This is a genomic window from Streptomyces sp. NPDC048639, from assembly GCF_043199075.1.
In the GTDB taxonomy this organism is placed as follows: domain Bacteria; phylum Actinomycetota; class Actinomycetes; order Streptomycetales; family Streptomycetaceae; genus Streptomyces.
On sequence record NZ_JBICVP010000001.1, the window covers coordinates 360206 to 372748 of the forward strand.

At 73.1% G+C, this 12543-nt stretch carries 10 protein-coding genes; 2 read left to right on the forward strand and 8 right to left on the reverse strand.

The window, feature by feature from the left end; translation table 11 throughout:
* Positions 1 to 4: 4 nt before the first annotated feature.
* The 5 genes from ACGFNH_RS01560 to ACGFNH_RS01580 form a co-directional block, all read right to left on the reverse strand.
* Positions 5 to 946 (reverse strand): ROK family glucokinase, encoded by a 942-nt coding sequence (locus ACGFNH_RS01560; protein WP_393650945.1) that lies wholly within the window; start codon positions 944 to 946, stop codon positions 5 to 7.
* A 136-nt stretch (positions 947 to 1082) separates the two neighbouring features.
* Positions 1083 to 1553: a DUF5304 domain-containing protein gene (locus ACGFNH_RS01565; RefSeq protein ID WP_393650946.1), complete on the reverse strand. Its 471-nt coding sequence runs from the start codon at positions 1551 to 1553 to the stop codon at positions 1083 to 1085.
* Between the two features lie 61 nt (positions 1554 to 1614).
* Complete coding sequence (locus ACGFNH_RS01570; RefSeq protein WP_393650947.1) at positions 1615 to 3045, reverse strand: ArsA-related P-loop ATPase; 1431 nt, start codon at positions 3043 to 3045, stop codon at positions 1615 to 1617.
* Positions 3046 to 3047: 2 nt separating this feature from the next.
* The gene (locus tag ACGFNH_RS01575) at positions 3048 to 3497 is read right to left on the reverse strand and encodes an SRPBCC family protein (RefSeq protein WP_393650948.1); all 450 of its coding nucleotides are present in this window, start codon (positions 3495 to 3497) and stop codon (positions 3048 to 3050) included.
* Between the two features lie 172 nt (positions 3498 to 3669).
* The gene (locus tag ACGFNH_RS01580; RefSeq protein ID WP_393650949.1) at positions 3670 to 4458 is read right to left on the reverse strand and encodes a metallophosphoesterase; all 789 of its coding nucleotides are present in this window, start codon (positions 4456 to 4458) and stop codon (positions 3670 to 3672) included.
* Between the two features lie 260 nt (positions 4459 to 4718).
* On the opposite strand from ACGFNH_RS01580, the gene ACGFNH_RS01585 reads away from it, so the two are divergent.
* A complete protein-coding gene (locus tag ACGFNH_RS01585; protein WP_393650950.1) occupies positions 4719 to 6515 on the forward strand; it encodes an AMP-dependent synthetase/ligase in 1797 nt (598 codons plus the stop codon).
* Between the two features lie 153 nt (positions 6516 to 6668).
* Here the strand turns inward: ACGFNH_RS01585 and ACGFNH_RS01590 are convergent, their stop codons facing one another.
* Positions 6669 to 8297: a GMC oxidoreductase gene (locus tag ACGFNH_RS01590; RefSeq protein WP_393650951.1), complete on the reverse strand. Its 1629-nt coding sequence runs from the start codon at positions 8295 to 8297 to the stop codon at positions 6669 to 6671.
* Between the two features lie 218 nt (positions 8298 to 8515).
* Positions 8516 to 9658, reverse strand: coding sequence for a glycosyltransferase family 4 protein (locus tag ACGFNH_RS01595; protein WP_393650952.1), 1143 nt, complete (start codon positions 9656 to 9658; stop codon positions 8516 to 8518).
* A gap of 105 nt (positions 9659 to 9763) precedes the next feature.
* On the opposite strand from ACGFNH_RS01595, the gene ACGFNH_RS01600 reads away from it, so the two are divergent.
* Positions 9764 to 11041, forward strand: a complete 1278-nt coding sequence (locus ACGFNH_RS01600; protein ID WP_393650953.1) for a glycosyltransferase 87 family protein — start codon at positions 9764 to 9766, stop codon at positions 11039 to 11041.
* A 161-nt stretch (positions 11042 to 11202) separates the two neighbouring features.
* Here the strand turns inward: ACGFNH_RS01600 and ACGFNH_RS01605 are convergent, their stop codons facing one another.
* Positions 11203 to 12495 carry a hypothetical protein gene (locus tag ACGFNH_RS01605; protein ID WP_393650954.1) on the reverse strand — a complete coding sequence of 431 codons (1293 nt, stop codon included), beginning with the start codon at positions 12493 to 12495 and terminating at the stop codon, positions 11203 to 11205.
* Positions 12496 to 12543: the final 48 nt, after the last annotated feature.

Below are 12543 nucleotides of genomic sequence, written 5' to 3' on the forward strand. Positions count from 1 at the left end.
ATGATCAGCCCTGGCGGGCCAGGTCGGCCGCGCCCACCAGTCCGGCCCTGCCGCCGAGCTGGGCGGCGAGCACCTGGGCGTGCGGCCGGTACTGCCCGCCGACCAGCCAGCGGCGGAAGGACTTGCGGATCGGGTCGAGCACGAGGTCGCCCTCGTCGGAGACGCCGCCGCCGACGATGAACGCCGACGGGTCGAAGAGCGAGGCCAGATCGGCCAGGCCGGCACCCGCCCAGCGGGCCAGCTCCCGGAAGGAGTCGACCGCCACCGGGCAGCCGAGACGCGCGGCCTCGCTGACGTGCTTGCCCTCGACTCCGGCGGGCGTGCCGTCGCCCAGGCCGAGCAGGAGCTCGGCGTTCTCCGGGGTCGCAAGGGCGCGCTGCTTGGCGTACCGGACGAGGGCGCGCCCCGACGCGTACTGCTCCCAGCAGCCCTGGCTGCCGCAACCGCACAGCAGGCCGTCCGGTACGACGCGGATGTGGCCGAACTCGCCCGCGACGCCGAAGCGTCCGCGGCGCAGTTTGTTGCCGATGATGATGCCGCCGCCGAGACCCGTGCCGAGGGTGATGCAGATGACGTCGTCGTGGCCCTGGCCCGCGCCGAACCTGTACTCGCCCCAGGCCGCGGCGTTGGCGTCGTTCTCGACGACGACCGGGAGGCTGACGCGCTGCTCGACCTTGTCCTTCAGCGCCTCATGACGCCAGTTGATGTTGGGCGCGAAGAGAACGGTGGCGCGCTTGTCGTCCACGTAGCCCGCGGCGCCGATGCCCACGGCCTCGACCTGGTGGCCGGTGCTGACCCGGCGCACCGCGTCCGCGATGGCGTCGACGACTCCTTCGGGCGTGGGCGGGGTCGGTACCGTGCACGTCTCGAGAATCGAGCCCTCTTCGTCGACCACGCCGGCCGCGATCTTCGTGCCGCCGATGTCGACGCCGATGGTGAGTCCCATGTGTCCCTCAGTTATTCGGTCGATCCCCGCCGCGACCAACCGTACCGGAGGGCACTGGGTGGAGGATTCTCGCGCCGATCGGCGAGACGGCCCTCGTGGGAGGGCCGTCCGCTGCGTCGATCGGTGCTCCGACCGTTCAGTCGAGGTCGATGCGCTCGGTGCCGGAGGGGCCCTCGGGGTCGTCGGGGCCGGTGGTGCCCTGGGGGCCCTGCGGGGTGTCCGTGCCCCGGGTCCAGCGGCGCTCCTGCCCCTCGACGACGGCACGGTAGGCGGCCAGCAGTTCCGATCCGGCCGCGGCGAGGTGGTCGAAGACCTGGGGGTTCCGCTCGACGACCGGCTCGACGGCGGCCTTCGCCTGCGCGAGGAGCTGCTGTACGGCACCGGCCGCGGCGGCACCGGCGATCGGGACCTGGATCGAGGAGAGCTTCTCGGCGACCGCGTCGGCCAGCTTGCGCAGTTCCTCCGCGGCGCTGCCGGTCGGCGCCCCGTACTGCGCGCGCCGCCGCGCGCGCTCGGCGGCGAGGTCCTCGGCGCAGGCCGTCGCCCAGGCGTCGGCGTCGGGTGCGTCGGCTGTGTCGGCGCCGGGGCGCTCGGTGGCATCGCTCATCGCGGGCTCCTGCATGCGGCTGGGGAGGTATCTCGACGTTACCCGAACGAAGGGGCGACGTTCACCGGCCGTCGGGCATCTGCGGCCAGAGGGCCGGATCGGGCGTGAACCGGATCCTCAGCGCCCCGTCGGCGAGACCCGCCCCGGAGACCGAGCAGCGGCGCAGCGCGGACGGGAGCGGCAGGATGCGGCGGAACGGGCCCACGGCCAGGACGAGTTCGTCACCGCGCCGTACGAGGTCCAGCTCGTCCCGGCGGGCCCCGGGCAGCGGCACGCTCCACACGAGGACGCCCTGGTCGGCGAGGTGGTCCTCCACGGCGCCGAGGGCGGGCGCGGCGCCGAACGCACCCTCGGGCCCCTCGGCCCCCTCGCCCGCGGCCTCCCGGACGGCGCTGTCCGGCGAACCGCTCGCACCGCCCGGTCCGGCGGACCGTCCGGCGAGCGGCCCCGCGGACCGCGCCGCGAGCCGCTCGGCCAGCGGGCCGAGATCGTCGCGACCGCGCGGTTCGCGGCCCAGGTGGGGCAGCTCGCACACGGCCGCCGCGCCCGACGGCTCCTCGTACAGCGCCTTGAGTGCGGCCTGCTGGCGGCCGGAGGCACCGGCCAGCCAGGGGTCGGTGGACCCGGTGGGCAGCACGCGGTTGGCGATCACGGCGTCGAGGGCCATGCCGTGCAGCGCGAGCCCGGCGCGGGCGGTGCGCAGCGTGTCGGCCGCGGCCGGGCCGGGCTCGACCACCAGACGTACGCTCGTCGCGGAGTCGTCGAACACGGCCTGCGCGGCGGCGAGTTCATCGGCGCAACGGCCCGCGACCTCGTACAGCACCTCCGCCGGCATCGGCACCCCGGCGAGCTGGGCGAGCACCGGACGCAGGGCGCGGGCCGCCTGCCGTTCGCTCGGCAGCAGCCGGCGCAGATAGCGGCGGAGCTGCTCGGGGAGGGCGATCAGGGACACGGCATCCGGCACCGGCGGCAGGTCGACGACCACGACGTCCCAGCCCGCGCGGCTGTCCGTACGGCCGGAGCCGTCCCTCACGGCGGCGCCCTCGTGGAGGCACTTCAGGGCGTGCAGCAGGGCGAGTTGGGGGGCGCCGGGGAGTTCGGTGAGCTCGTCCCGGTCCAGCGGGCGGGCCCCGAGCAGTCCGAGGACGGCCGAGCAGCGCTCCTGCAGGGCGAGCAGTTCGGTACGGAAGTGCTCGCCGGAGTCGAGCCGAGCGGCCCACAGCCCGGGTTCCACCTCGGCGGGCGGGGTCCACGCGCGGGAGGAGCCCGGCACCGGGGGCCGGTCGTCGGGGTCGCGACGGGGCGCGGGGACGGTGGCGATGTCGGACCCGCCGCGCAGCACGGCCGCACCGAGTGCGGCCTCCGCGGAGCCGAAGCGGTCGGTGGTCAGCAGCAGGGCGCGCCGGCCGCTCCGTGCCTCGGCCAGGGCGGTCGCGGCGGCGACCGTCGTGCGCCCGGCACCACCGGCGCCCGTGACCAGGACGGTGCGCACGCTCAGGACTGGATCTCGCTCTCGACCCGCTTCTTCAGGCCCGCGAGCGCCCGGTCGATGATGACCTTCTCCGCCTTGCGCTTGATCATCCCGAGCATCGGGATCTTGACGTCCACGGTGAGCTGGTAGGTCACCTCGGTATGGGTGCCGCCCTGCGCCGGCGCCAGGCTGTAGGAGCCGTCGAGGGCGCGCAGCATCTGGGACTTGACCAGCGTCCAGCTCACGTCGTTCTCGCCGGTCCAGGTGTACGACAGCGTGTGGTCGTCCTTGATCGCTCCGGCGTCCAGCAGCAGCCGGACCTGCTCGGCCCTTCCCTGCTCGTCCTTGGCCAGGACCTCGGCCTCCTTGACCTCACCGGTCCACTCCGGATAGCGGTCGAAGTCGGCGATCACCCCCATCACCTCGGAGGGCGCCGCGTCGATCGTGATGCTCGAGCTGGTGTGTTCCGCCATCGCCGTGGCTCCTCCACTACGGTTCGGTCCGCGGCCTGTGTGCCTGCGGCTGAAGGCTACCGCGCACAGGTGGGAGGCAGGAGCACGCCCTGCGTCACCTTTTCACGGGCCATCACCGCCGTACGGTGGTCGCCCGCGTCGCGCGCGGCCGCCGAGGGGGCGCCCGCCGCGTTCACCACTGGAGGGCCCACGGCCTGCCGGTGGCGGCGAAGTGCCCGACGTTCACGCACTCGGTCATGCCGATCCGCATCCGCTGGGCCAGCGGCTGGTGAACATGACCGAAAAGGGCGTATCGCGGCCGTGTTGTGTGGATCGCGTCCAGCAGCGCGGAGCTGCCCCGCTCGAAGCGGCGCGCCACGGTGTCGTAGCAGAGCTCCGGCACGGCGGGCGGGATGTGGGTGCAGACCACGTCCACCTCTCCCAACGCGGCGATCTTCGCGGCGTACGTCTCGTCGTCGATCTCGTACGGGGTACGCATCGGGGAGCGCAGACCGCCGCCCACGAAGCCGAAGACGCGGCCGCCGATCTCCACGCGCTCGCCGTCGAGCACCGTGGTGCCCTGCTGCGCGTACTCGGCCCACAGATGCGGTATGTCGACGTTGCCGTAGGTGGCGTACGTCGGCTGTGGGAAGGCGGCGAACAACTCGGCGTACTGCTTGCGGACCGCTTCCTCGATCGCGGACCTGCGGTCGAACTGCTCCTCGCCGGCGGCCCGGGCGGCTCCGGCCCAGAGCTCCGCCCCGAACTCGCGGGCCTCCTCGAAGCGCCGCGCAGTGCGCAGCTCGACGATGCGGTCGGCGTTCTCCGCGCCGAAGAGGTCGGCGAAGATGCCGCGGGTGTGGTCGGCGTAGTCGAGGAAGAGGACCAGGTCACCGAGGCAGATCAGAGCGTCAGCACCGTCCCCCGCCCGCGCGAGGTCCCGGCTGTTGCCGTGCACGTCACTGACCACATGGACTCGCATGGCCAGACCCTACGCCGTGGGTCCGGATCCCGGGAGACTGCCCCCACCTGCGGTTACTTCCGCGTCGTCGAAAGCTGGACTAACCTGCGCTGAGCCACACGCAGCGGTATGTGACGCATGGAACATCTGACCGGCCCCCCTACCGGGAACCCAGTACTGATGGGTAACGTCCGGGCAGTCCACACCCCCTGCCTGACATGGACCGCAGTCGGCGCACCTCCACACGACGACGTGGCGCCGGCGCCCTACGAGGAGCAGTCTTGCGCGAGTTCAGCCTTCCGGCCCTGTACGAGGTCCCCGCGGACGGCAATCTGACGGATCTGATCCACCGTAATGCCGCGCAGCATCCGGACGTTCCGGTGATTGCCCGCAAGCGCGGGGACCGCTGGGAGGACGTGACCGCGACCGCCTTCCTCGGCGAGGTGCGCGCCGCCGCCAAAGGCCTGATCGCGGCCGGTGTGCAGCCGGGGGACCGCATCGGCCTGATGTCGCGCACGCGGTACGAGTGGACGCTGCTGGACTTCGCGGTCTGGAGCGCGGGCGCGGTCACCGTGCCGGTGTACGAGACGAGTTCGCCGGAGCAGATCGCCTGGATCCTGGGCGACTCGGGCGCGGTGGGCTGCTTCGGCGAGACCCCGGTCCACGAGGCGGCCGTCGAGTCGGTGCGCGACCGGCTGCCGGAGCTGAAGAACATCTGGCAGATCGAGGGCGGCGCCGTCGATCGCCTGCGCAGCGAGGGTGCGCACGTCACGGACGCCGAGGTCGACGAGCGCAGCGCGATGGCGAACGCCGACTCGCCCGCCACGATCGTCTACACCTCCGGCACCACGGGCCGCCCCAAGGGCTGCGTCCTCACCCACCACAACTTCTTCGCCGAGTGCGGCAACATCGTCGAGCGGCTCCGTCCGCTCTTCCGCACCGGCGACGCGTCCGTCCTGCTCTTCCTGCCGGTCGCGCACGTCTTCGGGCGGCTGGTCGAGATCGCGTCCGTGCTCGCGCCGATCAAGCTCGGCCACGTGGCGGACATCACGAACCTCACCGACGAACTCGCCTCGTTCCGGCCGACGATGGTGCTCGGCGTGCCCCGCGTCTTCGAGAAGGTCTACAACTCGGCGCGGGCCAAGGCGCAGGCGGACGGCAAGGGGAAGATCTTCGACAAGGCGGCGGACACCGCTATCGCGTACAGCCGGGCGCTGGACACCCCGTCCGGCCCCTCGCTGGGCCTGAAGTTCAAGCACAAGGTCTTCGACCGGCTGGTCTTCAGCAAGCTGCGGGCGGTGCTCGGCGGGCGCGGTGAGTACGCGATCTCCGGCGGCGCTCCGCTCGGCGAGCGCCTCGGCCACTTCTACCGCGGCATCGGGTTCACGGTGCTGGAGGGCTACGGGCTGACCGAGTCCTGCGCCGCGACGACCTTCAACCCCTGGGACCGGCAGAAGATCGGCACGGTCGGCCAGCCGCTGCCCGGTTCGGTGGTGCGGATCGCCGACGACGGCGAGGTGCTGCTGCACGGCGAGCACCTGTTCGCGGGCTACTGGGGCAACGAGGCCGCGACGGCAGAGGCCATGTCGGACGGCTGGTTCCACACCGGTGACATCGGCACGCTCGACGAGGACGGCTACCTCGCGATCACCGGCCGGAAGAAGGAGATCATCGTGACCGCGGGCGGCAAGAACGTCGCCCCGGCCGTGATCGAGGACCGGATCCGCGCCCACGCGCTGATCTCCGAGTGCATGGTCGTCGGCGACGGACGGCCGTTCGTGGGCGCGCTGATCACGCTGGACGAGGAATTCCTGCCCCGCTGGGCGGAGAACCACGGCAAGCCGGCCGGTGTGACGCCCGCCGAGCTGGCTGCGGACCCCGAACTGCTGGCCGCGGTCCAGCAGGCGGTCGAGGACGGCAACGCCGCGGTGTCGAAGGCGGAGTCGGTGCGCAAGTTCCGCATCCTGCCCGCGCAGTTCACCGAGGAGTCCGGGCACGTCACGCCGTCGCTGAAGCTCAAGCGCAATGTGGTGGCGAAGGACTTCGCGCACGAGATCGAGGCCCTCTACACCGGCTGACCGCGGTTACCGTACGGGCCGGTGGATCCCCGCCGCCCGTACGGGTTCCACCGGCCCGTACGTATTCCACCGGCCCGTATGCGCTCCGGCGGACCGTGCGCGTTCCAGCCGTGCGCGCCGGGGACCGGCCCGTACGCGAGATCCCGTCCGCCTTCAGGAACCGACACCGTCCTCGGCCAGGACGCGCGCGAGATTGCGTTCGGCGAGAGCGGTGATCGTCACGAACGGATTGACGCCGATCGATCCGGGGATGAGCGATCCGTCCGTGACATAGAGACCGGGGTGGCCGCGCACCCGCCCGTAGTCGTCGGTCGCCTCCCCGAGGACGCAGCCGCCCAGCGGGTGATAGCAGAAGTCGTCGGCGAAGGCCCGGTTCCCGCCGAAGAGATCGTGACGGTAGACGGTGGCGTTCCGCCAGTTGATGCGATCGAAGAGCTTTTTGGCAGCGGCGACCGAGGGCTCGTTCTGCTCCCGTCTCCAGTTCAGCAGGGCGCGGTCGGTGGCGGAGTCGTAGGTGAACGTCGCGCGCTCGCGGCTCCGGGTGATCGCGAGGTAGAGGCTGATCCAGTGCTCGAACCCCATCGGCAGCGGTGCGATCTCCGCGAACACGGGGTTGTCCGGGTTGCTCCAGTCGTCGATGGCCAGGGTCGGGATCGTCGACTGCTGGGCGCCCGTGGTGTCCCAGATGTGGTTGGCCCGCGCCGTCATGATGTTGCCGTTGGTGCCCCAGCCGGTGCCGATGCGCGGGTCGAGACCGGGCAGGGTGCCGGTCTCGCGGGCGCGCAGGAGCAGTTCGGTGGTGCCGAGGCTCCCGGCGCCGAGGAACAGATGGCGGCAGCCGATCTCGCGGGTCTCGATCACCTGGCCGGTCTCGTCGATCCGCTCGGCGGTCAGGACGTAGCGGCCGTCCGGCTCGCGGCGGATCGCCTTCACACGGCAGAGGGTCTCGATGGTGACGCGGCCCGTGCCGAGGGCGTCGGCCAGATAGGTCCGGTCGAGGGTGCGCTTGCCGTGGTTGTTCCCGTAGATGACCTCGCCGTCGAGCGCGGACCGGGTGACCTCGCCGGCGTCCTCGCGCCGCATGTACGCGAAGTCGTAGACGTTGGGCACGAACGTCGTCCGCAGGCCCGTGCGGTGGGCGTGGGTGCGCGAGACCCGGGCGAAGCGGTACCAGGGCGTGGACTCGAACCAGTCGGGCGGCACGGTGTTGACGCCCAGCGTGCGCTCCGCGAGCGGGAAGTAGGTGTCGTACATCTCCGCCGCGTCCACATGCGGAAGGACCTCGGAGAAGTACGCGCGCGACGGGGTCACCGCCATGCCGCCGTTGACGAGCGAGCCTCCGCCGACACCGCGGCCGACGTACACGGACATGGCGTCGAACCGCACCCGGTCCAGGACGCCGGGGTACGGGTCGATGTCGCGGTTGACGACGTCCAGCCAGAGGAAGGTGGCCAGCGGCGCCTCGGTGCGGGTGCGGAACCACATGGACCGGCGGTCCGGGGACCGGGTGGAACAGAAGATCCGTCCGTCGGGGGCGGGTTCGTGCCAGAGCCGCCCCATCTCCAGGACCAGGGTGCGCACTCCGGCCTCGCCGAGCCGGAGCGCGGCCACGGCGGCGCCGTAGCCGGAGCCGACCACCACGGCCGGGGCGTAGTCGGTCGGTGCGGCGGGCCGGGAGGGAAGTGCCGCGGCGGGGGCGGCGATACGGGTGAGCCCGAGGGCGGCGGCCGTCTGGAGGGCGGCGAGGCCGAGAAAGTGACGGCGCGTCAGGTATGGGGTCATGCGCGCATGATGAGCGGGAAACCGTGAATCGCCCATAGCCGTGCACATGACCGTTTTCGAGCACGGTCGAATACCCGACGTCAGCAGGGAGTCCCGTGGCACCGGCCCAGCCGCACGGGCGCCCACCGCATCGGTCCGACGGGGCGGGGGCCGGCGGCACCCGCCGCGCCCCGCAGCAGCCCAGCCCCGCAGCAGCGCAACCCCGCAGCAGCCCAGCCCTACAGCAGAGCCGTCAGCCGCTCCGCGAGGATGTCCCAGCGCCAGCGCTCCTCCACCCAGGCGCGGCCCCGCTCGCCCATGCGGCGGCGCAATCCGGCGTCCTGCAGGAGCGCGGTGACCCGCTCGGCCGTCTCCTCGGCCGAGCCGCCGCGCACCACCCATCCCGTCTCGCCGTCGAGCACCGCGTCCGGCGCACCGCCCGAGTCCCCGGCCACCACCGGCAGTCCGGTCGCGGACGCCTCCAGGTAGACGATGCCGAGGCCCTCCACGTCGAGGCCGCCGCGGCGCGTACGGCACGGCATGGCGAAGACGTCCCCGGCCCCGTAGTGCGCGGGCAGTTCCTCCCACGGGACCGGCCCGGTGAAGCGTACGGAGCCGGCCACTCCCGTCTCCTCGGCGAGCCGCTCCAGGTCCTTGGCGTACGGGCCGCCGCCGACGATCAGCAGCACGGCGTCCGGCACCGCCGCGAGCACCCGCGGCATCGCCCGGATCAGAGTGTCCTGCCCCTTGCGCGGCACCAGCCGCGAGACGCAGACGACGACGGGGCGCCCTGCCAGTCCCAGCCGGGCCCGGATCTCGTCGCCGCCGGAGGCGGGATGGAAGGTCTTCTCGTCGACGCCGGGCGGGAGTTGGACCATGCGCCCGGCGGCCTCCGGCGTGAGCGCCGCGGCGATCCGCGAGCGGGTGTACTCGCCGAGGTAGGTGATGGTGTCGGTGGACTCGCCGATGCGCCCCAGCAGTTGGCGCGCCACGGGCAGTTGCGCCCATCCGGCCTCGTGCCCGTGCGTCGTCGCGACCAGCCGCCGCGCGCCCGCCTTCCGCAGCGCCGGGGCCATCAGCCCCAGCGGTGCCGCCGCCCCGAACCAGACCGAGGTGCAGTCGTGCTCGCGCAGCAGCGCCGTCGCCCGCCGGGTCACGCGCGGGGTGGGCAGCAGCATGGTCGTACGGTCGCGGACGACCGTGAAGGGCTGCTCGGCGTCGAAGCGGGCCATGGCCTCCAGGCCCTCGCGGTCCCGCTTCCAGGTGGAGGCGTAGACGACGACCCGCGCCGGGTCCAGACGCAACGCGATGTTGTGCAGGAACGCCTGGATGCCGCCCGGCCGGGGCGGGAAGTCGTTGGTGACGATCAGGGTCTTGTCCATCGCATGCCGACAGTAGCGGGTCCGCGCGGGTCGACCGCCCGCGGCCCGTCCCGTACGCCATGATGCACCGAACAGTGCGTAATACGACAGAACGGGACGAGCTCCATGGAGCAGGCGACCGTGGTCCCGGGCCGGCGGCAGGCGCTCGTCGCACCGGTGGCGGTCTGGGCGGTGACCCGGGCTGTCGTACTGCTCTACGCGTTCCAGGTGCTGGTGCTCCCGGGCCCCGACCTGACCAGTGACGTCTCGGTGATCTACCGCGGCTGGTTCGAGGTGCTGCGCACCGGCAGCTTCCCGGTGAACGACGTGACATGGCAGTACCCGCCCGCTGCCGCCCTCGCGATCCTCTCCCCCGCGCTGCTGCCGTTCCTCGGCTACGCCTCGGCGTTCTTCGTGCTGGCCTGGCTGACCGACGCCGCGGTACTGGCGCTGCTGCTGCGCGCCGGCCGGGCACCTGGTCGCCAACCGGCCGGAGCCTGGGTCTGGGTGGCCGGGGTGCCGCTGCTCGGCCCCACCGCGTACGCCCGTTACGACGTGATGGTGACGGCCGTCGCGGTGGCAGCGCTCCTCGCCCTGCCGCGCCGTCCGCGCGCGGCGGGGGCGCTCGCGGCCCTCGGCGCGCTGCTCAAGGTCTGGCCGGTCCTGCTGCTGATCGGGGTCCGGCGCGGACCCGTCACCCGGGCCTGCTGGACGGCGGCCGCGGTGACGGCGGCGACCGTGGCCGTCCTCTTCTCCGCGGCGATGCCCGGGGCCCTCGCGTTCCTCACCTCCCAGCGCGACCGCGGCACGGAGATCGAGTCGCTGGGCGCACTGGTCTTCCATGTGGCGCGGTACTTCGGCTGGGAGGGCCGGGTGCTGCTCCACTACGGCTCCGTGGAGTTCCTCGGACCGTACGTGCCCGAGGTGAGCCGTCTCGCGCTCGTCCTCACCGTCCTCGCTCTGATCTGGATGCTGGTCTGGCGCCGCCGGGCGACCCATGCCGGAGCGTGCGCACCGTACGACGCGGCGCTCGCGGCCGTGCTGCTGTTCACCACGACGAGCCGCGTCATCAGCCCGCAGTACCTGCTCTGGCTGCTCGGTCTGGCGGCGGTGTGCCTGACGCTGCGGGGCAGCCGTCAGGGTCCGACCGCGCTGCTGGTGCTCGCGGCCACGGCCGTCACGCAACTCGCGTTCCCCATCTGGTTCCCGCACGTGGTCGTCAGCGATCCGCTGGGCATCGCCGTTCTGGCGGTCCGCAACGGGCTGCTCGTCGTAGCGACCCTGGTCTGCTGCCGACGCCTCTGGCGGCAGACGGTGACCGAACCCCGGCTGCGAACGTCCGGCGGCGGAGCAGCGGTCCCGCGTCCGGCCGATGCGGACGCCTCCGAGAAGCTCCCCGGCTGACCCGTCGACCCGGCGTGACCGGCTGACCGGTCGACCGGCCGACCGGCCTGACCGGTTACCGCCTGACCGGTTACCGCCTGACCGGCCTGACCGACCGACCGGCTGCACGTACGGATCACGCGGCCCGCCTCCGCCGACGCTGCCGCCCGGCCGCGTGCCGCCTACGCCGTGCGCCCGCCCGAGCTCAGCTCCTTCGCGACGTACGCGCGCCAACGCACAGTGAACGCCTCGGAACCGATCCCCAGCACGTCGTGCAGCGCCCTTTCCACCGCCCCCTCGCGCGTCTTCTGCGCGCCCACGGCCCGGTAGAACTGCCGCAGTTTCTCCTCGCCCCACCGGTCGGCGACCATCCGGCAGGCCAGCCATCCGCCCTCGTACGCCGCCGCGAGCCGGCCGCCTCCCCCGCCGAAGCCGAAGTCGTCGTCGCCGGGCAGTTCCCGGGGCAGACGGCCCTCGGCCGCGTCCCGGCTCAACTCAGAGGCGATCTCCTGCACCGTGCGGCCCGTGCCGCGGTAGCCGACCCAGTCGGCGAAGCCCTCCGACAGCCACAGCGGGGTGGCCGCCGAGGTGTCCTCCCGCGTCGCCACATGAGCGGTCTCGTGGGTGAGCACCACGCCCTGCCCGGTGGCGCCGAGCAGCCCGTACGCGTCGGGGTTGACGATCACGCGGTCCGCCGGCGCGCGCCCGTCGCCGCCCGCCTCGCCCGTGGTCACCGCCGCTATCCCCCGGTACGCGGTGACGGGCGCACCCAGCAGCGCGCCCATCCCCTTCACCGACCCGGGGACGAGGACCACCACGCGCCGCGCCCACCGCCCCCGCCACGCGTCGTCGACCGCGGGCACCGCCCCGTCGGCGGTGCGTGCCACGCGCCGCAGCAGCCGCTCGTCCTGGCCGGCACCCAGCAGCAGGCTGCTTCTGCCGCGGACGACGGTGACCCGGCCCTGCTCCCACAGCGGACGCGCACGGGCCTTGCCGTCGGCGGAGCGCGAGTCCTCGGCGGCGACGTACCAGCGGCCGTCGCGCTCGGTGAGGGTCAGCCGCTGAACGGACTCCACGGGCGCCGTGTCGTAGCCCTCCAGGCGGTAGTCCAGCCGGACTTCGGCCGCGACCCGGTGCCCGTCGCCCGCCGCGGGGCGGAACCCGCCGGTGCGGACGAGCCGGTAGCGCCAGCCGTCCAGCGGTACGTCGGCAAGGTTGCGGAAGATCTTGCGCTGCTGTGCGCGGTAGGCGGTGGCGCGGGGGTCGACGGCGGAGAGGAACCCGCGCCCGTCGCGGTCCAGCAGCGCCTCGGCCCGGCGGTCGAGCATGCGCTGGATGGTGCGGTCGTCGGGGGCGCGGGAGTCGGTGGTGCCGGATCCGCAACCGGCCAGCGCCACGGGCCCCGACAGCAGGGCCATGACCAGCGCCACGCACCGTGCGGCCCGCCGCCTCGCCCCGCTTCCCTGCCCTGCCACGCCCTCGATCGTACGAGCCCGGCGCGGCTGCCCGCTCCCGAGCGGGCG